The 24772-nt window shown below is 62.4% G+C and carries 21 protein-coding genes; 16 read left to right on the top strand and 5 right to left on the bottom strand.

Going from position 1 to position 24772, the window contains the following annotated elements; all coding sequences use genetic code 11:
• Window positions 1-81: 81 nt before the first annotated feature.
• The 4 genes from AC0L3N_RS10800 to AC0L3N_RS10785 all read left to right on the top strand — a co-directional run bounded on the left by AC0L3N_RS10800 (window position 82) and on the right by AC0L3N_RS10785 (window position 7335).
• Entirely contained in the window at window positions 82-2865 is a 2784-nt protein-coding gene (locus AC0L3N_RS10800) for a valine--tRNA ligase (protein WP_473547607.1), read from the top strand.
• Window positions 2866-3298: 433 nt separating this feature from the next.
• Entirely contained in the window at window positions 3299-4507 is a 1209-nt protein-coding gene (locus AC0L3N_RS10795; protein ID WP_473547606.1) for an OmpP1/FadL family transporter, read from the top strand.
• A 280-nt stretch (window positions 4508-4787) separates the two neighbouring features.
• A complete protein-coding gene (gene ilvD / locus AC0L3N_RS10790; RefSeq protein WP_123150640.1) occupies window positions 4788-6512 on the top strand; it encodes a dihydroxy-acid dehydratase in 1725 nt (574 codons plus the stop codon).
• Window positions 6499-7335 (top strand): tetratricopeptide repeat protein, encoded by an 837-nt coding sequence (locus AC0L3N_RS10785; protein WP_123150641.1) that lies wholly within the window; start codon window positions 6499-6501, stop codon window positions 7333-7335. The genes ilvD and AC0L3N_RS10785 overlap by 14 nt, the downstream gene beginning before the upstream one ends.
• Window positions 7336-7400: 65 nt before the next feature.
• On the opposite strand, the gene AC0L3N_RS10780 is transcribed toward AC0L3N_RS10785, so the two are convergent.
• From AC0L3N_RS10780 to erpA, 5 genes are all read right to left on the bottom strand, one after another.
• Window positions 7401-7691 (bottom strand): hypothetical protein, encoded by a 291-nt coding sequence (locus AC0L3N_RS10780; protein WP_123150771.1) that lies wholly within the window; start codon window positions 7689-7691, stop codon window positions 7401-7403.
• Window positions 7692-7789: 98 nt separating this feature from the next.
• A complete protein-coding gene (gene xth / locus AC0L3N_RS10775) occupies window positions 7790-8584 on the bottom strand; it encodes an exodeoxyribonuclease III (protein ID WP_123150642.1) in 795 nt (264 codons plus the stop codon).
• Between the two features lie 7 nt (window positions 8585-8591).
• On the bottom strand, window positions 8592-8984 hold the full coding sequence (locus tag AC0L3N_RS10770; RefSeq protein ID WP_473547634.1) for a VOC family protein: 393 nt from the start codon (window positions 8982-8984) through the stop codon (window positions 8592-8594).
• Between the two features lie 2 nt (window positions 8985-8986).
• Window positions 8987-9499, bottom strand: a complete 513-nt coding sequence (locus tag AC0L3N_RS10765) for a hypothetical protein (protein WP_473547605.1) — start codon at window positions 9497-9499, stop codon at window positions 8987-8989.
• Window positions 9500-9503: 4 nt separating this feature from the next.
• On the bottom strand, window positions 9504-9851 hold the full coding sequence (gene erpA / locus AC0L3N_RS10760; RefSeq protein WP_095493771.1) for an iron-sulfur cluster insertion protein ErpA: 348 nt from the start codon (window positions 9849-9851) through the stop codon (window positions 9504-9506).
• A 73-nt stretch (window positions 9852-9924) separates the two neighbouring features.
• Between erpA and AC0L3N_RS10755 the strand changes: the two genes are divergently transcribed.
• From AC0L3N_RS10755 to AC0L3N_RS10700, 12 genes are all read left to right on the top strand, one after another.
• Window positions 9925-11139: a deoxyguanosinetriphosphate triphosphohydrolase gene (locus AC0L3N_RS10755; RefSeq protein ID WP_473547604.1), complete on the top strand. Its 1215-nt coding sequence runs from the start codon at window positions 9925-9927 to the stop codon at window positions 11137-11139.
• Between the two features lie 73 nt (window positions 11140-11212).
• A complete protein-coding gene (gene argS / locus AC0L3N_RS10750; protein WP_473547603.1) occupies window positions 11213-12970 on the top strand; it encodes an arginine--tRNA ligase in 1758 nt (585 codons plus the stop codon).
• A gap of 103 nt (window positions 12971-13073) precedes the next feature.
• Entirely contained in the window at window positions 13074-16877 is a 3804-nt protein-coding gene (locus tag AC0L3N_RS10745; protein ID WP_473547602.1) for an SPOR domain-containing protein, read from the top strand.
• Window positions 16878-17040: 163 nt separating this feature from the next.
• Window positions 17041-18060: a beta-N-acetylhexosaminidase gene (gene nagZ / locus AC0L3N_RS10740; protein WP_473547601.1), complete on the top strand. Its 1020-nt coding sequence runs from the start codon at window positions 17041-17043 to the stop codon at window positions 18058-18060.
• 127 nt (window positions 18061-18187) lie between these two features.
• A complete protein-coding gene (locus tag AC0L3N_RS10735) occupies window positions 18188-18988 on the top strand; it encodes a segregation and condensation protein A (RefSeq protein ID WP_473547633.1) in 801 nt (266 codons plus the stop codon).
• The gene (scpB, locus tag AC0L3N_RS10730) at window positions 18985-19764 is read left to right on the top strand and encodes an SMC-Scp complex subunit ScpB (protein ID WP_473547600.1); all 780 of its coding nucleotides are present in this window, start codon (window positions 18985-18987) and stop codon (window positions 19762-19764) included. Before AC0L3N_RS10735 ends, scpB begins: the two co-directional genes overlap by 4 nt.
• A gap of 179 nt (window positions 19765-19943) precedes the next feature.
• Entirely contained in the window at window positions 19944-20165 is a 222-nt protein-coding gene (locus AC0L3N_RS10725; protein WP_095493766.1) for a twin-arginine translocase TatA/TatE family subunit, read from the top strand.
• Window positions 20166-20194: 29 nt separating this feature from the next.
• Complete coding sequence (tatB, locus tag AC0L3N_RS10720; RefSeq protein WP_473547599.1) at window positions 20195-20884, top strand: Sec-independent protein translocase protein TatB; 690 nt, start codon at window positions 20195-20197, stop codon at window positions 20882-20884.
• Between the two features lie 44 nt (window positions 20885-20928).
• Complete coding sequence (tatC, locus tag AC0L3N_RS10715) at window positions 20929-21738, top strand: twin-arginine translocase subunit TatC (protein ID WP_123150775.1); 810 nt, start codon at window positions 20929-20931, stop codon at window positions 21736-21738.
• A 298-nt stretch (window positions 21739-22036) separates the two neighbouring features.
• The gene (serS, locus tag AC0L3N_RS10710) at window positions 22037-23341 is read left to right on the top strand and encodes a serine--tRNA ligase (RefSeq protein ID WP_473547598.1); all 1305 of its coding nucleotides are present in this window, start codon (window positions 22037-22039) and stop codon (window positions 23339-23341) included.
• Window positions 23341-24099 carry a 5'/3'-nucleotidase SurE gene (surE, locus tag AC0L3N_RS10705; RefSeq protein ID WP_473547597.1) on the top strand — a complete coding sequence of 253 codons (759 nt, stop codon included), beginning with the start codon at window positions 23341-23343 and terminating at the stop codon, window positions 24097-24099. The genes serS and surE overlap by 1 nt, the downstream gene beginning before the upstream one ends.
• On the top strand, window positions 24096-24761 hold the full coding sequence (locus AC0L3N_RS10700; RefSeq protein WP_473547596.1) for a protein-L-isoaspartate(D-aspartate) O-methyltransferase: 666 nt from the start codon (window positions 24096-24098) through the stop codon (window positions 24759-24761). The genes surE and AC0L3N_RS10700 overlap by 4 nt, the downstream gene beginning before the upstream one ends.
• Window positions 24762-24772: the final 11 nt, after the last annotated feature.

The raw sequence follows: 24772 nt of genomic DNA, 5'->3' as shown, positions 1-24772 counted from the left end.
TGCCGCCTCGCGGTTGACTTGGCCAAAACCTTCCGATTTACACCGGACCAGCAAAAACCCGACAGCTCGGACCATTTCCCTATGCTCGAAAAAACCTACGACGCCAAAATCGTCGAGCCGAAGATCGCCAAAATCTGGGAGGAGGCCGACGCGTTTCGTGCCGGCGCAGGCGCCGAGGAGGGCGCGGAAGCCTTCACCATCGTCATCCCGCCGCCGAACGTCACCGGTTCGCTGCATATGGGCCATGCGCTCAACAACACGCTGCAGGACATTCTGGTGCGCTTCGAGCGCATGCGCGGCAAGAACGTGCTGTGGCAGCCCGGCATGGACCATGCCGGCATAGCCACGCAGATGGTGGTCGAGCGCCAGCTCATGGAGAAGCAGATCCACCGCCGCGACCTGACGCGCGATGAGTTCATCGAGAAAGTCTGGGAGTGGAAAGCCGAATCCGGCGGCGCGATCCTCAACCAGTTGAAGCGGCTGGGAGCCTCCGCCGACTGGAGCCGGGAGCGTTTCACCATGGACGAGGGCCTGTCCAAGGCGGTGCTCGAAGTGTTCGTCACGCTCTACAAGGAAGGCCTGATCTACAAGGACAAGCGCCTTGTGAACTGGGACCCGAAGCTCTTGACTGCGATTTCCGACCTCGAGGTCGAACAGCAGGAGGTCAACGGCAATCTCTGGCATTTCCGCTATCCCGTCGAGGGCGAGGTCTTCGATCCGGAAAATCCACAAACCTTCATCACCGTAGCGACGACGCGTCCCGAAACGATGCTGGGCGATACGGCGGTGGCGGTGCATCCCGACGACGAGCGTTTCCGGGATCTGGTCGGCAAGAACCTCGTCCTGCCGATCGTCGGCCGCAAGATCCCGGTGGTGGCGGACCAATATTCCGATCCGGAGAAAGGCAGCGGCGCGGTCAAGATCACGCCGGCGCACGACTTCAACGACTTCGAGGTCGGCAGGCGCCATAAGCTGCCAGCGATCAATATCCTCACCGTCGAGGCGGCGGTCGCCCTCACGGACAATGACGACTTTCTCGCCGGGCTGGAGATGACGCCCGAGCGCCAGGCCGTCTGGGATGAACTCGACGGCCTCGATCGTTTCGTCGCGCGCAAGAAGATCGTCGAGCTGATGGAAGCGGGCGGTTTCCTCGAAAAGGTCGAGCCGCATCGCCATGCCGTGCCGCATGGCGATCGCGGCGGCGTGCCGATCGAACCGTTCCTGACCGAACAATGGTATGCGAACGCGGCGGAGCTCGCCAGGCCGGCGATTGCCTCGGTGCGCGAGGGCCGTACCAATTTCGTGCCGAAAAACTGGGAAAAGACCTATTTTGACTGGATGGAGAACATCCAGCCCTGGTGCATTTCGCGCCAGCTCTGGTGGGGTCACCAGATCCCGGCCTGGTACGGGCCGGACGGACGCGTCTTCGTCGAGAAGACCGAGGAGGAGGCGCTCGCAGCCGCCGTCGAATATTATCTGGCGCTGGAAGGGCCATGGAAGGCCTGGGTCGAGGACAAGCTCGAAAACTTCAAGCCGGGCGAGATCCTGACCCGCGACGAGGATGTGCTCGACACATGGTTCTCGTCGGCGCTGTGGCCGTTCTCGACGCTTGGCTGGCCGGACCAGACGCCGGAGCTGAAGACCTACTACCAGACCGACGTGCTGGTGACCGGCTTCGACATCATCTTCTTCTGGGTCGCCCGCATGATGATGATGGGCCTGCATTTCATGGACGAGGAGCCGTTCCACACCGTCTATGTCCATGCGCTGGTGCGCGACAAGAACGGGCAGAAGATGTCGAAGTCGAAAGGCAACGTCATCGACCCGCTCGAACTCATCGACGAATACGGCGCCGACGCGCTGCGCTTCACGCTGACGGTGATGGCTGCGCAAGGACGCGACGTGAAGCTCGATCCGGCCCGCATCGCCGGCTACCGCAACTTCGGCACCAAGCTGTGGAACGCGACGCGCTTTGCCGAGATGAACGACGTCGCGAGGAACGATGAGTTCTGGCTGAACGACGCCAAGCTGGCGGTCAACCGCTGGATCCTGACCGAACTGACGCGCGCCGCGCGCGAAATCACCGATGGCATCACCTCATACCGGTTCAACGAGGCTGCGGGTGCGGCCTACCGCTTCGTCTGGAACCTGTTCTGCGACTGGTACCTGGAACTGCTGAAGCCGGTGTTCACAGGTCCGGACGAGGCTGCCAAGGCCGAAAGCCGGGCTTGTGTCGCCTTCGTGCTCGACGAGATCTATAAGCTGCTGCATCCGATGATGCCATTCATGACCGAAGAGCTGTGGGCTGAGACATCAGGCGAGGGCAAGGAACGGCCGTCGCTGCTGTGCCATGCCGCGTGGCCGTCGCCAGGCTTCGAGGATGAGGCAGCGGCCGCCGACATCAACTGGCTGGTCGATCTCGTCTCCGGCATCCGCTCCGTACGCTCGGAAATGAACGTGCCTCCGGCGGCGATCGCGCCGCTGATGGTGATCGGCGCCAATACCGCAACCCACGAAAGGCTTGAGCGCCAGGCGTCGGCCATCAAGCGGCTGGCGCGGGTCGGCGACATCTCGCTGGTCGATGCGGCGCCCAAAGGCTCCGCCCAGATCGTGCTCAACGAGGCGACCATCTGCTTGCCGCTCGGCAGCCTGATCGACCTTACCGCCGAGGCGGCGCGGCTGCAGAAGGAGCTGGTCAAGGTGACCGAAGAGATCGCCCGCCTGCACAAGAAGCTGTCCAACGAGAAATTCGTCGCCAACGCGCCGGAAGATGTCGTGGAAGCCGAGCGCGAAAAACTCGCCGAATATCGCGAGGCGCAAGAAAAGCTTTCGGTGGCGCTGACGCGGGTGCGTGAAGCCGGTTGACCTATCTCTGGTGTTTGAGAATCAGATTTTCTGAGCATCGGATTGTCCCAAAACCGGGCGCCGCTTTGGGTCCGATGCTCTAGGTTCGCGAGTCTCCGAACCTGCTTTTCGGACGGGGTCCCTGCCACGAAAATAGGCATTCCGCAGCGTAAATCTTGACGTAAACGGAATGTTTTAGCCCTATTGTTGCCATAATGTAACAAATGGGGTTCGTTCTCGCAAAACGGGCCGTTTTTGCGCCGTTCCATGCGAGTTTTCCGAGTTTTTTCTAGATTTGCAGCCAAATGAGCCGTTTTCCCGCTCTGCGGTGAAGCTGTCACATTGTCTAAAATGCGGTCGGCGAAGGCGTACATGTACGCGTCGAGAATTCGTTGTTGCGCCGTTAACCTGATTTGGTTCTAGCTTCGTCCATTCGTATTCGGGGAGGAGAGTCATGAACAATTTGCGTCTGAAAGCGCTGCTGGGGGCGGGGTGCTTTTCGCTGTTGATTTCGGGCGTTGCGAACGCGGGCGGCTTCGACCGGGGCGGTGTCAACATTGACCAGTTGTTTGATGCCGCGCCATATTCGTTCGACGCCGGCGTCACCTATGTTTCGCCACAGCGCACACTGAAGAATGTGCAGCGCCTGGATGGCTCGGGAATGTCGTCTTCGTCAGTGGATGTCGACGGCGACTATGCGGTGCCGCGCATCGGTATCAAGGCCAACATTTTTGAACCAGTGGATTGCCTTGCGAGCTATACGGAACCGTATGGTGCGGAGGCAGACTTCGGAATGAACAACGCCTATTCGCCAACCGCGGTCGAATACTACGTCAAAACAAATGATTTCGGCCTTACCTGCTCCTACAAGATAAACGTCGGCAAGGGCTCCCTGCGGTTCATCGGCGGCGTCTCCTACCAGGAGGTCGATGCGTTTCTGTCGCGCCAGACCTTGCTGGCCTTCGGCAATACCGGCCTCGGAAAATTCAAGCTTTCCGACGAGGCATGGGGTTGGCGCGTGGGCGCCGCTTATGAAATTCCCGAAATCGCCTTGCGCGCAAGCTTGATGTACTCTTCGAGCTACAAATATGACGGACTGTCGGGAACCGTCGACACGACCGGATTTGCAGGTGGGCCGCTAGGAAATGTTACCGGAGTGTTCCCTGTCTCCGCCTCGGCCGAGATACCCCAGGCCGTGGAATTCAAGCTGCAGAGCGGGATAGCGCCTGGCTGGTTGGCCTTTGGCTCGGTTCGCTGGCAGGAGTGGAGCAAGCTTGGCATTATTCCAATTAACGGCGTGATTAACCCGGTTTTCGGTACACCCTCGTCCGTTTCTTTCGATCTGCTTTATCGCGATGGCTGGACGGTTTCGGGCGGCATAGCTCACAAGTTCACCGACCAATTGTCTGGCGCGGTTTCGCTGACCTGGGACCGTGGGACCTCGACGACCTCCGGCTATCAGTCGGACACCTGGTCCGTGGCCAGCGGCATTTCTTATTCGCCGAACGACAAGATCGAGGTCAGACTTGGTGGCTCGATCGGTGTTCTGACCAGTGGGTCGTCGACCTTCACCGGTGTTGGCGACACGGCAAATGCCATCACCTACACGTACGACGACGATCTGCTCCTTGCCGGCTCAGCTTCGGTTAAAGTCAAGTTCTAAATGCATGTTTTCAATAGTAAAAAGCCGGGTCATGCCCGACTTTTTTACTTGAGGGGGGCTTCCCGGCAACCAAGCGGCGTTGCAACGACGCCGCTTCCCTCTGCCTCACGCGATCGTGATGTTTTGGCAACAGTTTCTGAACAACCCTCGCGCCACAAGGGCGCCCGCCGACATTGCCTACTTCCCGCCATAAACCCGGCGCACCTCGAATTCGTCTCAGGGCATGTGCCAAAAGGCTCGGCAATGGGGCAGGTCGCACCGCTCGCGGCAAGGGAAGAGTATGAACGCCAGAGTCATCTCCAAGACCAAGCTGCCCAGCCGCTATGTGACCGTCGGTCCGGCGCGCGCGCCGCACCGCTCCTATCTCTATGCGATGGGATTGTCGGCGGCCGAGATCGCGCAGCCGCTGGTCGGTGTCGCGAGCTGCTGGAACGAGGCGGCACCGTGCAACATCTCGCTGATGCGCCAGGCGCAGGTGGTCAAAAAGGGCGTCGCCGCGGCTAACGGCACGCCACGCGAATTCTGCACCATCACCGTCACCGACGGCATCGCCATGGGCCACCAGGGCATGAAATCGTCGCTGGTGTCGCGCGAGGTCATCGCCGATTCGGTCGAACTCACCATGCGCGGCCATTGCTACGATGCACTGGTTGGCCTTGCCGGTTGCGACAAGTCGCTGCCCGGCATGATGATGGCCATGGTGCGGCTCAACGTGCCGTCGATCTTCATCTATGGCGGTTCGATCCTGCCCGGTTCCTACAAGGGCCGCCAGATCACCGTGCAGGATGTGTTCGAGGCCGTCGGCCAGCACTCGGTCGGCACGATCGGTGACGCCGAACTCCTCGAAATCGAACAAGCCGCTTGTCCGTCGGCCGGCTCCTGCGGCGCCCAGTTCACCGCCAACACCATGGCCACCGTCGCCGAGGCCATCGGCCTGGCGCTGCCCTATTCCTGCGGAGCGCCGGCGCCCTACGAGATGCGCGACCGCTTCAATTTCGCCGCCGGCGAAAAGATCATGGAGCTGATCGCAAACAATATCCGCCCGCGCGACATCGTCACGCTGAAGGCGCTGGAGAATGCGGCGACCGTGGTTTCGGCCACCGGCGGCTCGACCAACGCAGCGCTGCATTTGCCGGCGATCGCGCATGAGGCCGGGATAAAGTTCGACCTGTTCGACGTCGCCAGGATCTTCGAGAAGACGCCCTACATCGCCGACCTGAAGCCGGGCGGCAAATATGTCGCCAAGGACATGTTCGAGGCCGGCGGCATTCCGCTTTTGATGAAGACGTTGCTCGACCACGGCTATCTACATGGCGACTGCCTGACGGTGACCGGCCGCACTTTAGCCGAAAATATGGAGCACGTTGCGTGGAATGATAGCCAGGATGTGGTCCGTCCCGCCAACCGACCAATCACCCAAACGGGTGGCGTCGTGGGCTTGAAGGGAAACCTTGCCCCCGAAGGCGCGATCGTGAAGGTCGCGGGCATGTCGGAGCTGAAATTCTCTGGTCCGGCACGCTGCTTCGATTCGGAAGAGGAATGTTTCCAGGCGGTTACGGATCGCAGCTACAGCGAAGGCGAGGTCCTCGTCATCCGCTACGAGGGACCGCGCGGCGGTCCGGGCATGCGCGAAATGCTATCGACGACAGCTGCTCTCTACGGCCAGGGCATGGGCGGCAAGGTGGCTCTCATCACCGACGGACGTTTTTCGGGCGCGACACGCGGCTTCTGCATCGGCCATGTCGGGCCGGAAGCCGCCGTGGGTGGTCCGATCGGGCTGCTCAGGGATGGCGATTTGATCTCGATCGACGCGGTGAGCGGCACGATCGAGGTGGCGCTGTCCGACGCCGAACTGGCGGCCAGGGCGAAGGCATGGAAGGCGCGCGCGACCGACTATCAGTCGGGCGCGATCTGGAAGTATGCGCAAACGGTAGGGCCTGCCCGCGACGGCGCGGTCACCCATCCCGGTGGTGCGAAAGAAACACATTGTTATGCGGATATCTGAGTTGCTGAGGTTGTCTGTCTTTTCGGCACTGGTCGCGATCGCCACTTTTGGCGCGACCTTGGGCGCCGCGGGCCAGGCCATGGCCTTCGACGATAAGGTGTTCGACGACAAGACCGGCGTGAAGCCGCAGTCCAGCCCGTGGGCGGTGTTTCAGTTCGGCTTCTCCGCTTATAAGAACGGCCGCAAGGAGCAGGCCGCGGAGGCTTATAAGTACGCGGCCGAAAACGGCCAGATCGGCGCCACCTGGAAGCTTGCGCGTATGTATGCCGAGGGTGACGGCGTGGAGCGCGACGATTATGCGGCGTTCAAGTTCTTCAGCGAGATCGTCGACCAGGACGTCGAGCCCGGTTCGCCGGAAGAGAGCTATGTGTCGGACGCGCTCGTGGCGCTCGGCGATTATCTGAGGAAGGGCATCCCCGGCAGCCCCATCACAGAGAACGAGGTGGCGGCCCAGGAATATTACATGCGCGCCGCCGCCAATTACCGCAACCCGAATGCCCAGTTCGAGATGGGCCAGATCTTTCTGAATGGCAAGGGCGGCGTCAAGGCTAGCCTGAAGCAGGCCGGGCGGTGGTTCCAGCTCGCTGCGGAAAAAGGGCATGCCGGCGCGCAGGCGACGCTCGGCCACCTGCTTTTCCAGAGCGGCAAGATCGTTCGGGGGCTGGCGATGATGACCGCGGCACTCGAGCGGGCCTCGCCTTCCGACCAGCCATGGATACGCGGCATGCAGGAAGAGGCGTTTGCCGCCGCGGGCGAGGCCGACCGCCGCACCGCGATTTCGCTGGCCGACGACATCCTCACAAAGGGCGGCGGCGACCGGTAGTCGCGAAGCCAGTCACAAAGCCAATAGTCAGGAAGAATGGGTATCTCGAAGTCGGACAGCCGAGATCAATTCTCGGTCGGTTTCGTCGGAACGAGGCCGGACTCCGGCGTTGAAATCGGCGTGGCCGGCGGCACCAGCGTGGTTCCCGGACAATCGTCCCGAATCTTTGTCCATGACGTGTTGTTGAGCACCATGTCGCAGCGGGCGAGGTGGCTCCGGCCGGAAAGCGTCAGGCAGGCGACCTGGCCGATCTGGAATGACTTTCCGTTGGCCAGGCATTCAGGATCGGCAAAAGCCGGCGTCGCCGCGAGGGCGAGCGCGGCGGCACATAGGCAAATCGCAAACCTGATCGTCATTCTGAACCCCGGCCGAACCCGGACTGCAGCGGAACCCCCGATTGTGGCGATATGACGGTCCATCAACCGGGAATCCGGCGGTCCGGACCTCGAAATGATCAGATCGGCGCAAAAGCCAGTTCGACGGCCACCGGCACATGGTCGGAGGGTTTTTCCCAGGCGCGCACGTGCTTTTCGATCGAGACCGAGGAAAAGCGGTTGGCGGCCTCGGGCGAGAGCAGCAAGTGATCGATGCGGATGCCGTTGTTCTTCTGCCAGGCGCCGGCCTGGTAGTCCCAGAAAGTAAAAATGTCCGGCGAGTCGGTGACCGCGCGCACGGCTTCGGTGAAGCCGAGGTTCTTCAGCCGGCGAAACGCCTGCCTGGTCTGCGGCTGGAACAGCGCATCGCTGAGCCAGTTCTCCGGGAATTTCGCATCGATGTATTCGGGGATGACATTGTAGTCGCCGGCCAACACCAGGGCCTCTTCGAGCGAGAGCCTTTCCTCGGCCCAGCGCTCCAGCCGCGCCATCCAGGACAGCTTGTAGGAGAACTTCTTCTCGTCATCGATCGGGTTGCCGTTCGGCAAGTAGAGCGAGGCAACGCGCAACGCGCCCTTGTCGGTCGAGAACACGCCCTCGATGAAACGCGCCTGATCGTCGGCATCGTCGCCCGGCAGGCCTCTGATAACCTCGTCGAAGCGCAGTTTCGACAGGATGGCGACGCCATTAAAACCCTTTTGGCCATAGATTTCGACGTTGTAGCCAAGCGCCTCGATCTCGGCGCGCGGAAACTGCTCGTCGACCGTCTTGATCTCCTGCAGGCAGGCGATATCAGGCGCGCTTTCCGTCAGCCAATGGGTCAAATTGCCGATGCGGGCCCGAACGCCGTTAATGTTCCAGGTGACGATTTTCATGACGGCCTCATTGATGTTCCGGCGGATGACGTTCGACGAGGCCGATCGTATTGCCTGCCGGGTCCTTTAGGAAGGCCATCCATTCGCTTTCCCCCGCCGGCCCGAACAGGCCTTCGGTATCGCGATGGACGAGCATCGGCGGCGCGGTGAAGGGGACACCGGCGGCTTTTGCCGAGGCGTGGAAATCGTCGAGGCCCGAAATGTCGAGATAGACGGTGCCGGCCGGCAGGCCATCGGTGAACAGCAGCCGCACGTCGCCGGCCATGATGAAGGCGATGCCGGGCGGATCAAAGCGTGCGTGCACCGTCATGCCGAGCACGTCATGCCAGAACGTCAGCGTTGCATCGAGATCGCGCCCGGCTGAAAGCGCGACCTGACGGACCGCGCCGACGCGGCGCATGTTCATTCACTCCCGAAAGGTTGGGCTTCGGCATTTTCCGCGAGTATTTGCTCTATCATCCATCGCAGGTGCGATGCCTGCTCGCGCGTTGCATTCTCGTCCATCCAATCACAGCCGTTGTAAAGGTCTCCAAGCCAGTTTAGAAAATCGTATCTTTCTTCAATCGGCGACACCATACGGCAGACCTGAAAGGGTTCCAGTTCGCCGTCAAGGTAAGTCCGAATGCGTCGAAGGAACAGCTTACGTGCTATTTCCTTGGCTTCATCGGACTTGTCGTTGAAATCGGGAAAACACCGCGCGATCAGCGACCTCAAATGGCCATGAGCTTTCGCAAGGTTAACGGCATTCCGCGGGTTGGATCGCGCGAGTTGCACGTAGGCAGCGTCTTCGGCGTAGCACGAAAGTGCGGTGTGGCGCTTGGCCCAACCAACGATATCGACATCGGAAATTGCCTCTATCTCGCGGGCGACAAGGACCGTCAAAGGATCCTCATGGCCCTCGAGCAGCGGCTTCATAATTTCATATACTGAAACTAGTGCCGCAGCCGCACGACGCGACCGCATTCGGGTTCCTGATCTGGAACGACTGGCCCATCAAGTCGTCGACGAAATCGATCACCGAGCCACCCATATAGACCAGCGAGAGGTCGTCTATCAGCACGGTGGCGCCGTCCTTCTCGATGGCGACGTCGTCATCGTTGCGCGTGTCGACAAGGTCGAATTTGTAGGAGAAACCGGAGCAGCCGCCGCCCTCGACCGAAACGCGCAGCGCCTTCTTGCCGGCTTCGCCAGATATAATCTTGGCGATCCGCCTGGCGGCGGCGTCGGTCATCTCGACTTTCATGGCAGTCTTGGCATCAGCGCCCATGGGCGTCACCTTGCTTTCGGTTTCCCATGATAGGTATGAAGCGCGAGATGGCAAGTCAACTGCGGCAGCGGCGATGACAAATGAGTTAGGCGACATCGGATTCGGCTATCGGCCGCGCGCAGCCTATGCCTGCGATCCGGCAAAGTCGCGCGGGCGCCTGTTCGCCGAGGTGGAGAGCCCGACCCGCACGCCGTTCCAGCGCGACCGCGACCGCATCATCCATTCGACGGCATTCCGCCGGCTGAAGCACAAGACGCAGGTGTTCGTCGCGCATGAGGGCGACCATTACCGCACCCGGCTGACGCATTCGATAGAGGTGGCGCAGATTGCGCGCGCCCTGGCGCGGGCGCTGCGCGGCGACGAGGATCTGGCCGAGGCGGTGGCGCTGGTGCACGATTTCGGTCACACGCCCTTCGGCCATACTGGCGAGGACGCGCTGAACGACAAGATGGCCGCCTGGGGCGGTTTCGACCACAATGCGCAATCGCTGCGCGTGGTGACGCGGCTGGAGAGCCGCTATGCCGAATTCGACGGGCTGAACCTCACCTGGGAAACGCTGGAGGGGCTGGTCAAGCACAACGGCCCGCTGACCGACGCCAGGGGAAAAGGCCTGAAGGGGCCGGTGCCGCAAGCGATCCGAGACTATTCGGAGCTGCACGACCTCGAGCTCGACCGCTTCGCCGGCATCGAGGCGCAGTGCGCGGCAATCGCCGACGACATCGCCTACAACACCCATGACATCGACGACGGCCTGAGATCAGGCATCCTGACGCTGGACATGCTGGAAAAGGTCTCGCTGCCCGGCTCGATCCTTGAAGGCGTGCGCCGGCGCTATCCGGCGCTGGACGATGTGAGGACAGGGCACGAACTGATGCGACGGCAGATCACGATGATGGTCGAGGATGTCATCGTTTCCACCACCGCCAATCTGGCCCGCATCAAGCCGGACAGCGCCGACGCGGTAAGGGCAGCAGGCGAGACGATGGTCACCTTTTCAGCCGAAATGGCCGCGTTCGAAAAGGAATTGAAGGCCTTTCTCTACAAGCATCTCTACCGGCACAGCGAGGTCATGCGCGTGCGCAACGAGGCCGAGCAGATCGTCAACGACCTGTTCGAGGTCTATTTCGCCGATCCGCGCGCCATGCCCGATGGCTGGCGCGAAGGGCTCGACCGGGCCGACGATCGCATCAAGGCGCGCAGCGTCGCCGATTTCCTGGCGGGCATGACGGATACCTACGCATTGAAAGAACACCGCCGTTTGTTTGACCATACGCCTGAATTAAGCTAGGCCGAGCTCGATTTGCCGGCCAATAAGCCGGATTCCTGCAAAGCCGCCAGAGCCACACCCCAGAGCCACACCAATGAACATCTTCGCCGATTTCAACGCGCGAATCACCAGAGCTGTCGAAGCGCTTGATTTGAAAGACAAGGACGGGGGTTCGCTGGACCTATCGCGCATCGCTGTCGAGCCGCCGCGCGACCCCAGCCATGGCGACCTGGCGACCAATGCCGCGATGGTGCTGGCCAAGCCGACCGGCCAGTCGCCACGCGCACTGGCTGAAAAGCTGGCGCAGGCGCTGCGTGCCGACATCGACATCGCCGCCGCAGACGTCGCCGGTCCGGGGTTCGTCAATCTCAGGCTCAGGGACGCATTCTGGCAGGTGCACCTGACTGCGCTGCTCGGCGAAGGCCGCAATTACGGCCGCTCGACGGTCGGCGGCGGCAGAAAGGCCAATGTCGAATATGTCTCGGCCAACCCGACCGGGCCGATGCATGTCGGCCATTGCCGTGGCGCTGTGGTGGGTGATGCGCTCGCCAATCTGATGGCCTTCGCCGGTTATGACGTGACCAAGGAATATGTCATCAACGACGCTGGTTCGCAGATCGACGTGCTCGGCCGCTCTGCCATGCTGCGTTACCGCGAAGCGCTCGGCGATGATATCGGCGAGATTCCTGCCGGGCTTTATCCGGGCGATTATCTGATCCCGATCGGCCAGGGGTTGGCTAGCGAATTCGGCCGCTCCTTGCTGCGGATGGCCGACGAGGAAGCGCTTGCCATCGTCAAGGACAGGACGATCGATGCGATGATGGCGATGATCCGTGAGGATCTGGCGCTGCTCAACGTGCATCACGACGTCTTTTTCTCGGAGCGCACGCTGCACGCCGACAACGCCCGGAAAATCCGCTCGGCGATCAACGACCTGACGCTCAAGGGCCACATTTACAAGGGCAAGCTGCCGCCGCCCAAGGGCGAGAAGCCGGACGACTGGGAGGATCGCGAGCAGACGCTGTTCCGCTCGACGGCGGTCGGCGACGACATGGATCGGGCGCTGGTCAAGTCGGACGGCACCTTCACCTATTTCGCCGCGGACGTCGCCTATTTGAAGGACAAGGTCGATCGCGGTTTCGTCGAACTGATCTATGTGCTTGGCGCCGATCATGGCGGCTATGTGAAGCGCCTGGAAGCGCTCGCCCGGGCGATTTCCGGCGACGAGGTGAAGCTTACCGTGCTGCTTTGCCAGTTGGTGAGGCTTTTTCGCGAGGGCGAACCGGTGCGCATGTCGAAGCGGTCGGGCGATTTCGTGACGCTGCGCGAAGTGGTGGAGGAGGTCGGCCGCGATCCGATCCGCTTCATGATGCTATACCGCAAGAACGATGCGCCGCTCGATTTCGACTTCGCCAAGGTGACAGAACAGTCGAAGGACAATCCGGTGTTCTACGTGCAGTACGCCTCGGCGCGCTGCCATTCGGTGTTCCGGCAGGCGAGCGAACAGTTGGGCGAGGCCAATTTTGACCGCAGTCGGCTGGCCGCCGCCACCGCTTCGCTGACCGACGAAGGCGAGATCGGCCTGATCAGGAAGCTTGCCGAATATCCGCGGCTGATTGAATCCGCGGCCCTTGCGCTCGAGCCGCACCGACTGGCATTCTACCTCTACGATCTCGCCTCCAGCTTCCACGGACATTGGAACCGCGGCACCGAGAATCCGGACTTACGTTTTGTTAAGGTTAACGACCGACAATTGACGCATGCCAGACTAGGGCTGGTGCAGGCTGTTTCGGACGTTTTGACGTCCGGCCTGACGCTGATCGGAGCCGATGCGCCCACCGAAATGCGTTAGGTTTGACTAAAAAACCTGTCACCTTTTGCCCACATTGCGCTGGTAAGGGCCAACCCTACGCGACGTCCATGGCGTCCGAATGAGTGCGAGTTCGGGAACAATAATGGCAGACAGAACCCAGCTGAGAGCAGCCGCCCAAAACGATATCGCCGACGATGATCCGTTCGCGGAACTGACCAGGATCATGGGGTTCGACCCGCGCCAGCCGGTCAAGCCGCAGGCCCAGCCGAAGGCGGCTCCAGCCAGCCAGCCGGCGGACGACGGCGATTTCGACATCGATCTCGAAAAGGAGTTGATGGGCGAATTCGGCGCCGACGACAATGACGGCGCAACCGAGATTCGCGAGCCGGCTTTCGAAGCGGCCGCCACTGACGCAATGGACGACGGGCTTGGGGACGACGAGCTTGCCGCGTCGCTCGAACAGGATTTCCTGCTCGACGCCGATGCGGCGGACGAAGCCGTCCATGCGGTTGCTGCCGACGACGCGCGTGCAGGTGTTGCCGAAGCAACCGCGCCGGCTGTTGAAGCTGCGTTCGATGACGATTTCGACGATGCGCTTGCCAGTTCGCTCGAAGACGTGTCGCCTTTCGAAGACGATTTGCCAGTGAACGACAAGCTTGGGAACGACGAGCTTGCCGCGTCGCTCGAACAGGATTTCCTGCTGGACGACGATGCGACGGACGAAACCGCCTATGCCGTTGCTGCCGATGACGTTCGTTCTGACGTTGCCGAAGCATCGGCGCCGGCTGCTGAAGCTGCCTTCGATGACGATTTCAACGATGGGCTCGCCAGTTCGCTCGAAGATGTGTCGCCATTCGAAGACGATTTACCGGTGGACGACGAGCTTGCCGCGTCGCTCGAACAGGATTTACTGCTCGACGACGATGCGACGGACGAGGCCGAACAGAATACTGCCGCCGCCGTTTCCGCGCCGGCCGCCGAACCCGCCTTTGACGATGAATTCGACAATGCGGTCGCAAGCTCACTCGAAGACGAGCTGATGCTCGACGAACACGTGCCGATGGCGCAGGCTGCCGAAGCCGAAATCTCCGCTCCGGCCGCCGAACCCGTCTTCGATGACGAATTCGACAATGCCGTCGCAAGCTCGCTCGAAGACGAGTTGATGCTCGACGAACATGTGCCGATGGAGCAGCCCGCTGTTGAAGCTCCTGCTGCGCCTGATCGGGCCGTTTCGGAAGCGTCCGGTGAGGACTTTGCCCGCCATTACGACGCCATGGCCGATGTCGACATGGATTTCGAGGTTCGCACGGCTGAACCGGTCGAAATTGACGAGCCAGAAATTGACGAACCGGAGGCTATCGCCACCAAGGATGGGCCTTCGGTCGAAACCCCGGAAGATGCGTTCGACGCCGATTTTGATTTGAGCCTCGACGATGCGCTTGCCGAGGAAGCCGAAGAGCCGGTTGCGCGGGCCTCCGACGTTGCAGCCCAACCGACGGCGCCGGCCGCCGTAGTCCAACCGGCGGCGCCTGCCCCCGTCGCTGACGAGCGGAGCCTCGAAGACGAGTTGAATGCGCTGTTGGGCACCATGCGCACACGGGCTGCCCCCGTGGCTGCGTCCGCGGCCAATGAACCCGCCATGGTTCAACAGTCTGTGGCCGCGGCTGGAAAAGCCGCCGACAAACCAGTGGATCCCATCGACGAACTGGACTGGAGCCTCGACGAGCAAGACCTTTCGGAGCCATCGGATGGCGCGGTTCAGGCGGCCGAGGCCGATCTCGACTCCGTTCTCCTCGATGAGCTCGAGGGTCAGGATTTCGGCGCTGAAGATGCCGCCGGGCCGGCCGATGTTGATTTCGACGATGATGCATTGCATACCGCCTTCGCCAAGGACATCGGTCTGGACCATGGCGACGGCGAGAACGTTGCGGCCGCCGCTTCCCAGGACGACGCGCTCACCTGGATGGCCGCACGCTCCGCCCCGCCGGCGCCGGCCCATTCGTGGAGCCGCGTAACGCCGGTCGCGCAGTCGCAACCTGCCTTTGCAGCCCAGCCGACGGCTTTGGCGAGGACCACGGAAGTGGCCTCGGGGAAGGCCACGGAAGCGCCGCCGCCGATGGCTGCGGTACCATCCTATCAGGATGAGCCGGCGCAAGTCGATGCCGCCAATGCTGCATCTGCGCCGGCGCAAAGCGAACAGTCTTCGGCGTATGACGAGATGCCTGATGTCGAGACGGTCGATGTGCCCGAGCGCGTCGTGGCGCTGGCGGACGACCTCGATATTCCGGAACTCGACTTCAATGACGACGAACCGGCGGCGCCTGCCTATGACGATCTCGACACCGAGTTCGCCAGCCTTCTCACCGAAATGAACACCGTAGACGTCGCTGCTGCCCCGGCGCGCAGTGCGTCGTATGACGACGAAACCTACAATGCAGGTTTCCAGTCAGGGGCCGGAATCCAGTCAGCGGCCGGGTTCCAGTCAGCCTATGAGCCCGAACGCGTTGAAACGCGGACCTATGCGGCGAGACCCGCACAAGCGTCTGTCAGTGCGTCTTATGCCGATGCCGCCAGCGGCTTCGATTGGGGCGACTTGCCCAACGGCCGGCCGGCCTCGCAGGCCGACGACTTTGGATTGGACGAACTCGACTACGACCCCGAACTGGATGAGGCCATGTCGGTTCCCGGCTTGGCTGGGCACGATGCCGCGAGGCCGCGGAGCCGCGGCCTGCTGGTCGCCGCAGTCGTCGGCGCCGTGGCGCTCGCCGGCGGTCTCGGCGCCTTCGCGCTGTCTTTCGGCGGCGCCGGCGGCGCCGATGCGCCGGTCATCGTCAAGGCGGACAACGCACCGATCAAGGTCAGGCCTGAAAATCCGGGCGGCACCGTCGTGCCGAACCAGGACAATAAGGTCTATGACGCAGTGGCCAAGGGTGGCCCAAAGCCTGCCGAACCGGTCCAGGAAAAACTGGTCACCAACACCGAAGAGCCGGTGAACGTGGCGGCCAAGGAGCCGCCGCAGAGCCGTGTGGTCGATCTTTCGCCCGACGATATCGACACGGCTGAAGCCGCCAATGCAATCCGCAATGCCGAATCCGCCGCCGCTGAAGGCGCCAATGCGATCCGCGGCACGCAAGCGGCCGGAAATGCCGACGTCGCCGCCGCGCCGGCACCCAAGTCCGAGGATCGTATCGCCCAGGTTCTGCAAGAGGCCGACCAGGGCATCGAGCCCGACGTCGTCGCCGTTGCACCGCGCAAGGTGAGAACCATGGTGGTCAAATCAGATGGTTCGCTGGTTGCGCGCGAGGATCCGGCGCCTGCACCGCAGATGGCTGCCGTCGAACCTGTCGATCCGGCGCCGCAGCATGTGGCCCCAGCGGGACAGGCCGACGACGCAGCAGAACAGACCGGTACGGTACCGCCTGTTGCCGACCAGGCAAGTGGCGATCTGTTGGGTGGCGACCCGGTGGGCGGCGATCAGACCGAAATCGCCAAGCCGGAAACAGCCAAGCCGGAAACAGTCGATCCGACAACCGCGCCGGCAGCCGCGCCTGAGGCTGAGGCCCAAACCGCCCAGCCTGCCAATACGCCGGCCACGGTTCCGGTGGCGCCGCAGCGTCCGTCCGACCAGCCGGTCGACGTCGTCGGCGAGGTCAAGCCCGACCAGGTTGCGTCCATCAGTCCGGCGGCCGCCTCGACCAGCGGTGGCTCGTGGTCGATGCAGATCGCTTCGCAACCGACTGTCGAAAGCGCCCAGTCGACCTATCAGGATCTGCAGCGCCGCTACGGCAGCGTGCTTTCCGGCCACACCGCCAACATCGTCAAGGCCGAGATCGCCGGCAAGGGAACGTTCTATCGCGTCCGCGTCCCGGCGAAGTCGCGCAACGATGCGATCAACCTGTGCACCAACTACAAGGCTGCCGGCGGCAACTGCTTCGTGTCGCGCTAGCCATTTCGAATATCCCGCCCTTGGGCGGAAAGAACCGGCGCGGTCACGAACCGCGCCGGTTTTTTTGGCGGAAGGGAGTTCTTTGTGTGGAAGGGGTTGTGGCTCAACCGCATGTGGTTCGATGCGATTCCCTTTGTCCGCGTGAAGCTCTAAACTCCTGCTCATGACCGAATCAAAATCCATGATCCTCGGCTGCGCCGGGAAATCGCTCACACGCGACGAAATCAATTTCTATCGCAATGAATGCCCGTGGGGCTTCATCCTGTTTGCGCGCAACATCGGCGAGACCGAGCAGATCCGCGATCTGGTCGCGGCGATGCGCGACTGTATTGAGCGCCCGGACGCCCCGGTGTTCATCGACCAGGAAGGCGGCCGGGTGCAGCGCCTGCGGCCGCCGTTGGCGCCGAATTATCCGGCCGGTGGTGCGCTCGGGGCCTTGTGGCGCAACGACCACTACGCCGGCAACCGCGCCGCCTGGCTGATGGCACGGCTGCATGCCTTCGACCTGCTGCGCTACGGCATCACGGCGGATTGCCTGCCGGTGCTCGACGTTCCGATCGAGGGCGCCAGCGACGTCATCGGCGCGCGCGCCTATGGCAAGGAGCCTCGTGCCGTCATCGAACTGGGTCGCGCCGCGGCGGAAGGCCTGATGTCGGGCGGCGTGCTGCCGGTGATGAAGCATATTCCCGGGCATGGACGGGCCTTTGCCGACACGCATTTCGAACTGCCGACCGTCGATGTCTCGATGAGCGACTTGCAGCGGCATGATTTCGCCCCGTTCAGGGAGCTCAATCATTTGCCGATGGCGATGACGGCGCATGTCGTCTACAGCGCGATCGACCCGAAGAACCCGGCCACGACGTCCGGCAAGGTCATCGACGAGATCATCCGCGGCGAAATCGGCTTCGACGGGCTGTTGATGAGCGACGACACCTCGATGAAGGCACTTTCTGGGGATTTCCCGACAAAGGCGGCCGCGATCCTTGCGGCGGGCTGCGATCTGGTCCTTCACTGCAACGGCGTTTTCGAGGAAATGGCCGGCATTGCGTCGCGCACAACAGGGCTTGAAGGCACGTCGCTGCAACGCGCGCAACGGGCGCTGACCTATATCAAGAAGCGCGATCGGGCTGATGAAGCCGAGATACGCGCCGAATTCGCCACCTATTTCGATGCGGTGGCCTAGACCATGATCCCGAAAAATGGGAGCCGGTTTTTCGGAACAGATCATGGTCAAACAAGAAGCTAGAAGCAAAGGAAAGCGACAGGAAGTGGCGGAAACATTGGATAGCAAGGCCGGCAAGGCCGCACCGATGGACCGTCTGTGGGCCGAGAACGACGATTCGCGGCTGACCGGCGATCCCGCGCTGGTCGTCGATGTCGACGGTTTCGAGGGCCCGCTCGATCTTCTGCTGCATCTTGCCCGCAACCAGAAGGTCGATCTGTCGCGCATCTCGATCCTGGCGCTGGCCGAGCAATATCTGGCCTTCGTCGAGAAGGTGAGGGCGCTCAGGCTGGAGCTTGCCGCCGACTATCTGGTGATGGCAGCGTGGCTGGCGTTTCTCAAGTCGAAGCTTTTGATCCCCAAGCAACCCGGTGACGACGGCGAAAGCGGCGAGGAGTTGGCGGCGGTGCTGCAATTCCGGTTGAAGCGGCTGGAAGCGATGCGCGACGCGGCGGCACGCCTGGTCAACCGTAACCGGCTCGGACGAGACGTGTTCGCCCGCGGCATGCCGGAAATGGTCATGGTCGAGAAACGCAACGCCTATTCGGCCTCGCTCTACGATCTGCTGACCGCCTATGCGGCGCAACGCCAGAAGCAGGCGATCACCAATGTGACGATCGCCAGGCGCGGTGTGTGGTCGCTCAAGGATGCACGCGACATCCTCAACAGGCTGATCGGTTCGCTTCGCGACTGGACGGCGCTGGACAGTTTCCTGGTCGAATATCTGACCGGCCCGGACGAGCGGCGTACCGCGATTGCCAGTTCGTTCGCGGCCACGCTGGAACTGGTGCGCGAAGGCAAAATGGAAATGCGGCAGGACGAGGTGTTCGCGCCGCTCTATCTGCGCGGCCGTGCGCAAGGCATCAGGGCAGTCGAGGTGGCATCATGAGTGAACGCGCCAACGCGTCGGTCATTCCGTTCAACGTCGACGACGAGACCGAAGAGGGCGTGCTCGCCGGGGTACCGGCAGAAAATCAAGCCCAGAACTTGTCCCAGAATCCTGGCGAGCGGCTGCATATGGCGGAAGCCGTGCGAATGGCCGAGGCGATCGTTTTCGCCAGCGCCGAGCCGGTCAGCGAAAAGCAGCTTGCCGCGCGCCTGCCCGACGGCATCAGCATTACCGCGGCGATGGCCGAACTGCAGCAGATTTATGCGCGGCGCGGCGTCAATCTGGTGCGCGTCGGCGATGCCTGGGCGTTCCGCACCGCCGACGATCTCGCTTTCCTGATGAGCCGCGACACGGTGCAGCAGAGGAAGCTTTCCCGCGCGGCGCTCGAAGTGCTGGCGATCATCGCCTACCACCAGCCGGTGACGCGCGCCGAGATCGAGGATATTCGCGGCGTCGAGACCTCGAAGGGCACGCTGGACATGCTGATGGAGACCGAATGGGTGAAGATGCGCGGCCGGCGCCGCACGCCTGGCCGTCCCGTCACCTACGGCACGACCGACATCTTCCTCGACCATTTCGCGCTGGAGGAGATCCGCGATCTTCCCGGCATGGACGAATTGAAGGGCGCCGGGCTGCTTTCGGGCCGCATGCCGTCGAATTTTTCCATTCCGCTGCCGCCGGCGGATCCGGATGCGCTGACCGACGACGAGGATCCGCTGACCGACATCGACCTCGAGGAACTCGGCCTGTTGACGCCGCGCGTCGAGGAAGATTGACCGCAAACGACGTGCCGAAAGCCGTTGGTATTTCGCGGCTGCGCCGATTGGTAGCGGGCTATGGCGCCGAAAGTGCGTGACTTCGGCCACTCATTTATGAACTCTGTCGCGGTTGTGTTTGAATCCCGACGCGAAAGCGCATAGATCATCGTCAGAGAAAACTTTCGAGAGAGATTGTTATGGGTTCATTTTCGATTTGGCACTGGCTGATCGTTCTGGTGATCGTGTTGCTGGTGTTCGGCCGCGGCAAGATTCCCGAGCTGATGGGTGACATGGCCAAGGGTATCAAGAGCTTCAAGAAGGGCATAGCCGACGACGAGGTTGCCGAGGACAAGCGCACCGTTGAACACCGTGCCGACGAAACCGTTTCGGCAGTGAAGGAAAAGGCCAGCAAGAGCTGAGCCCAAAACTTTAGTCGGAACGTATCGCCATGTTCGACATCGGCTGGACCGAGATGCTGGTGATCGCGATTGTCATGATCGTGGTCGTCGGGCCTAAGGATTTGCCCAAGATGCTGCGCACTTTCGGCCGCACGACGGCGAAGATGCGCGGTATGGCAGCCGACTTCCAGAAACAGTTCAACGACGCGCTGAAGGAGGCCGAGCTTGACGACGTCAAGAAGTCGGTCGATTCACTCAGAAGCCTCAACCCGGCCGCCGAGATCAGGAAACAGCTCAACCCGTTCGAGCAGGCAGCAGCCGATGTCCGTTCGGGTGTCGACGCGGTGATGAAGCCGAAGCCGGCCGTCGACCCGGTCACGCCAGCTTCTATGCCGCAGGATACCGAGCTGAAGAATGGCGCGACGGTGCTGCCGGGCGTCAAAGCCCCGGAAGCGGCGCCGGCGGCGCCGACCTTTCCGGCGATGACCGATGAGTCGGTGGTGACGCCGCCTGTCGCGGCGGCGACGCCGGCTGCACCGCAAAAGGCCTCGGCGGCGAAGGCGAAGGGTGCGCCAGCGAAAGCGATGCCGGCCTCCAAGGCCGCAGCGAAGCCAGCGGCAGCAGCGGCAAAACCTGCTGCGACGAAGACCGCGGCTAAGAAGGCCGAGCCGAAGCCTGCACCGGCAGCGGTGAAGAAGCCGACTGCAGCCGCCAAAAAGACGGCGGGAGCCGCCAAGTGAGCATTTCGGAAAAGGACGAGATCGACAAATCGGCGGCTCCGCTGATGGAGCATCTGATCGAGTTGCGCCGGCGGCTGATGTGGTCGATCGGCGGATTCTTCGTCGCCTTCCTGTTCTGCTTCTTCTTCGCCAAGCAACTGTTCAATCTGTTGGTCATCCCGTTCAAATGGGCGACTCAATGGGCAGGGCTCGACCCGCACAAGGTCGAGCTTATCTACACGGCGCCGCAGGAATTCTTCTTCACTCAGGTCAAGCTGGCGATGTTCGGCGGCATGGTGATCGCCTTCCCGCTGATCGCCACGCAGATCTACAAATTCATCGCTCCCGGCCTATACAAGAACGAACGCAACGCTTTCCTGCCGTTCCTGATCGCTTCGCCGATCCTGTTCCTGATGGGCGCGTCGCTGGTCTATTTCTTCTTCACGCCGATGGTGATGTGGTTCTTCCTCGCCATGCAGCAGGCCGGCACCGACGACCAGGTGCAGATTTCGCTGCTGCCGAAAGTGTCGGAATATCTCAGCCTGATCATGACGCTGATCTTCTCCTTCGGCCTTGTGTTCCAGTTGCCGGTAGTGACCAGCCTGATGACGCGGGTCGGCATGCTGTCGTCCGAGGCGCTGGTCGAAAAGCGCAAATGGGCGATCGTCATCGCCTTCGTCGTCGCGGCTGTGCTGACACCGCCCGATCCGATAAGCCAGATCGGCCTGGCAGTTCCCACGATCCTTCTCTACGAGGTCTCGATCTGGTCGGCCCGGCTGATCGAGCGCAGCAAAGAACGGGAACGTCTGGCGCGCGAGAAGCGGGAAGCTGCGGAAGCGGCGGCTGAAAAGGCAGCGGACGCGTCGTCGACGTAGGCTGCATCAGGCGGGTAGCACTTTCTTCAAAATCTGCGGGACAGCGCCCCCCTCTGTCCTGCCCTCTTTGCCAAAACTTGGCATCTCCCCCACAAGGAGGGAGATTGGCAGCTTCGTCGACGGCCCGCTCCTTCAACGCTGGAGATTGGCGAAAGCCCGCGATGACAGCCAATCTCCCCACCCGTGGGGGAGATGTCCGGCAGGACAGAGGGGGCGCGAAGGAACTCGATCTTGACATCTTGCATCGGCCAAGGATGCGGTTTACGCCCTCTGACCTAGCTCAGGAGCGTTCAGGACAATGCTTGACATCAAATGGATTCGCGACAACCCGAAGGCCCTTGTCGAGGCGCTCAAGAAGCGCTCGTGGTCCAGCGAGGACGCGCAGTCCACGGTCGATGATCTGATCGCCAGGGACGAGGCGCGGCGCGAACATCTGACCGAGCTGCAGATCAGGCAGGAGCGCCGCAACGCCGCCTCGAAGCAGATCGGCAACGCCATGCGTTCGGGCGACGCCGCCCTTGCCGAAAAACTCAAAGCCGAAGTCGGCGTGATCAAGGCCTTCATCCAGAACGGCGAGGCGCGCGAACGCGAGCTCGACAAGGCGCTGAGCGATGCGCTGGCGGTGCTGCCCAACGTGCCGCTCGACGACGTGCCGATCGGCAAGGACGAGCACGACAATGTCGTCAAGCGCATCGTCGGCAAAGTGCCGACGCGCCCGAACTGGGTGAAGGAGCATTTCGAGATCGGCGAAGCGCTCGGCATGATGGATTTCGAGCGGGCGGCGAAGCTCTCCGGCTCGCGGTTCACAGTGCTCAAGAGCGGACTGGCGCGGATGGAGCGCGCACTCGGCCAGTTCATGCTGGACCTGCACACGACCGAGCACGGCTATGAAGAGATTCAGCCGCCGCTGATGGTCAAAGACGAGGTTCTTTTCGGTACGGGGCAACTGCCGAAATTCGAGGAGGATCTCTTCTTCGCCCCGCGTGGAGACGGCAGGCTTGGCCTCATCCCCACCGCTGAAGTGCCGCTGACCAATCTCGTGCGCGAAGAACTCATACCGCATGAAAAGCTGCCGTTGCGCTATACAGCGCTGACGCCGTGCTTCCGTTCGGAAGCGGGCTCGGCCGGACGCGATACGCGCGGCATGCTGCGCCAGCACCAGTTCTACAAGGTCGAACTGGTGTCGATCACCGACCAGGGCTCCTCGCTCGCCGAGCACGAGCGGATGACCGAATGCGCCGAGGAAGTGCTGAAGCGGCTCGGCCTGCCGTTCCGCACCATGACGCTGTGCACCGGCGACATGGGCTTTGGCGCGCGCAAGACCTACGACATCGAGGTCTGGCTGCCGGGCCAAAACGCCTATCGCGAGATTTCGTCATGCTCGGTCTGCGGCGATTTCCAGGCGCGGCGCATGGACGCCCGCTACAAGGACAAGGACGGCAAGGGCAACCGCTTCGTCCACACGCTGAACGGCTCCGGCACCGCCGTCGGCCGCGCTCTGATTGCTGTCATCGAAAACTATCAGAATGAGGATGGCAGCGTAACCATTCCTGAAGCGCTTCGGCCTTACATGGGCGGTCTGGAAAAGATCGAATCAAAATAATGCGCATCCTCCTGACCAACGATGACGGCATCCATGCCGAGGGCCTTGCATCGCTCGAACGCATCGCCCGCACGCTGTCGGACGACGTCTGGGTGGTGGCGCCGGAGCAGGACCAGTCCGGCTACGCGCACTCGCTGTCGATCTCGGAGCCGCTGCGCCTGCGCAAGATCGGCGAAAAACACTTCGCCGTGCGCGGCACGCCGACCGACTGCGTCATCATGGGCGTGAAGAAGATCCTGCCCGCAGCACCCGACCTGATCTTGTCCGGTGTCAATTCCGGCGCCAACATCGCCGACGACGTCACCTATTCGGGCACCGTTGCCGGCGCCATGGAAGGCGCGCTGCTCGGCGTGCGTTCGATCGCGCTCAGCCAGGCCTATTCCTATCTCGGCGAGGATCGCGTCGTTCCCTATGAGACCACCGAGGCGCTGGCGCCGGCGCTGCTCAAGAAGCTTGTCGCCATGCCGCTGCCGGACGGCGTGCTGCTCAACGTCAATTTTCCGAATTGCGCGCCAGAAGAGGTCGCCGGCACGGTGGTCACCTCGCAAGGCAAGCTCGTCCACAGCCTTTGGGTCGACGAGCGCCGCGATGGGCGCGGGCTTCCCTATTATTGGCTGCGTTTCGGCCGCGAGCCGGTCGAGGGCAAGCAAGGCACCGACCTCCATGCCATGCGCAACCGGCTGGTATCGGTGACGCCGCTGCAGCTCGATCTCACCGCTCATGAAATCCGCGATCAACTGACCAAGGCGCTCGCATGAACCTGAACCACGGTCCGACGGTCGACGACCGCGAAGGCTTCGCCGCTTTCCTGCTCCGCCTGCGTGGCAAGGGCGTCGTGCCGAAGGCGCTGATCGCCGCCTTCGAGGCGACGCCGCGGCGCGGCTTCCTTTCCGCGCAGTTCCATCCGATCGCCTGGTCGGACCGCATGCTGCCGATCGAATGCGGCGAGGCGATCGAGGGCGCCGATCTGCAAGCTGCGGTGATCGCAGCACTTGCCATCGAGCCGGGCAACCGCGTGCTCGAGATCGGCACCGGGTCGGGCTACACGGCGGCGGTGATGTCGCGGCTTGCCGCGCGGGTCGTCACCGTCGACCGCTACAAGACGCTGGCCGAGAAGGCCAAGCAGCGCTTCGAGGCGCTCGGCATCGGCAATGTCATCATGCGCCAGGCGGACGGCTCCAACGGACTGGCCAATGAAGCGCCGTTCGACCGTATCGTCGTATGGGCGGCCTTCGACAGCCTGCCGCGCTTTCTGCTCGACCAATTGTCGAGCGGCGGCATCGTCATCGCTCCGATCGGACCCGAAGAGGGCGAGCAGGTGCTGGCCAAACTGACCAAGGTCGGCAGCCGCTTCGAACGCGAGGACATCGGACTCGTCCGCCTGCAGCCGATCCTGCGCAGCGTAGCCGCGGTCATCTAGGGTTCTGTTGA

The sequence above is a fragment of the Mesorhizobium sp. WSM4807 genome (assembly GCF_055811615.1).
This window is presented reverse-complemented; position numbering and strand designations above follow the sequence as displayed.

What these genes read in the sequence shown, in the direction of transcription:
- AC0L3N_RS10800 (WP_473547607.1), top strand. Translation starts at nt 82, where the DNA reads ATGCTCGAAAAAACCTACGACGCCAAAATCGTCGAGCCGAAGATCGCC.
- AC0L3N_RS10795 (WP_473547606.1), top strand. Translation starts at nt 3,299, where the DNA reads ATGAACAATTTGCGTCTGAAAGCGCTGCTGGGGGCGGGGTGCTTTTCG.
- ilvD (WP_123150640.1), top strand. Translation starts at nt 4,788, where the DNA reads ATGAACGCCAGAGTCATCTCCAAGACCAAGCTGCCCAGCCGCTATGTG.
- AC0L3N_RS10785 (WP_123150641.1), top strand. Translation starts at nt 6,499, where the DNA reads ATGCGGATATCTGAGTTGCTGAGGTTGTCTGTCTTTTCGGCACTGGTC.
- AC0L3N_RS10780 (WP_123150771.1), bottom strand. Translation starts at nt 7,691, where the DNA reads ATGACGATCAGGTTTGCGATTTGCCTATGTGCCGCCGCGCTCGCCCTC.
- xth (WP_123150642.1), bottom strand. Translation starts at nt 8,584, where the DNA reads ATGAAAATCGTCACCTGGAACATTAACGGCGTTCGGGCCCGCATCGGC.
- AC0L3N_RS10770 (WP_473547634.1), bottom strand. Translation starts at nt 8,984, where the DNA reads ATGCGCCGCGTCGGCGCGGTCCGTCAGGTCGCGCTTTCAGCCGGGCGC.
- AC0L3N_RS10765 (WP_473547605.1), bottom strand. Translation starts at nt 9,499, where the DNA reads ATGAAGCCGCTGCTCGAGGGCCATGAGGATCCTTTGACGGTCCTTGTC.
- erpA (WP_095493771.1), bottom strand. Translation starts at nt 9,851, where the DNA reads ATGGGCGCTGATGCCAAGACTGCCATGAAAGTCGAGATGACCGACGCC.
- AC0L3N_RS10755 (WP_473547604.1), top strand. Translation starts at nt 9,925, where the DNA reads ATGACAAATGAGTTAGGCGACATCGGATTCGGCTATCGGCCGCGCGCA.
- argS (WP_473547603.1), top strand. Translation starts at nt 11,213, where the DNA reads ATGAACATCTTCGCCGATTTCAACGCGCGAATCACCAGAGCTGTCGAA.
- AC0L3N_RS10745 (WP_473547602.1), top strand. Translation starts at nt 13,074, where the DNA reads ATGGCAGACAGAACCCAGCTGAGAGCAGCCGCCCAAAACGATATCGCC.
- nagZ (WP_473547601.1), top strand. Translation starts at nt 17,041, where the DNA reads ATGACCGAATCAAAATCCATGATCCTCGGCTGCGCCGGGAAATCGCTC.
- AC0L3N_RS10735 (WP_473547633.1), top strand. Translation starts at nt 18,188, where the DNA reads ATGGACCGTCTGTGGGCCGAGAACGACGATTCGCGGCTGACCGGCGAT.
- scpB (WP_473547600.1), top strand. Translation starts at nt 18,985, where the DNA reads ATGAGTGAACGCGCCAACGCGTCGGTCATTCCGTTCAACGTCGACGAC.
- AC0L3N_RS10725 (WP_095493766.1), top strand. Translation starts at nt 19,944, where the DNA reads ATGGGTTCATTTTCGATTTGGCACTGGCTGATCGTTCTGGTGATCGTG.
- tatB (WP_473547599.1), top strand. Translation starts at nt 20,195, where the DNA reads ATGTTCGACATCGGCTGGACCGAGATGCTGGTGATCGCGATTGTCATG.
- tatC (WP_123150775.1), top strand. Translation starts at nt 20,929, where the DNA reads ATGGAGCATCTGATCGAGTTGCGCCGGCGGCTGATGTGGTCGATCGGC.
- serS (WP_473547598.1), top strand. Translation starts at nt 22,037, where the DNA reads ATGCTTGACATCAAATGGATTCGCGACAACCCGAAGGCCCTTGTCGAG.
- surE (WP_473547597.1), top strand. Translation starts at nt 23,341, where the DNA reads ATGCGCATCCTCCTGACCAACGATGACGGCATCCATGCCGAGGGCCTT.
- AC0L3N_RS10700 (WP_473547596.1), top strand. Translation starts at nt 24,096, where the DNA reads ATGAACCTGAACCACGGTCCGACGGTCGACGACCGCGAAGGCTTCGCC.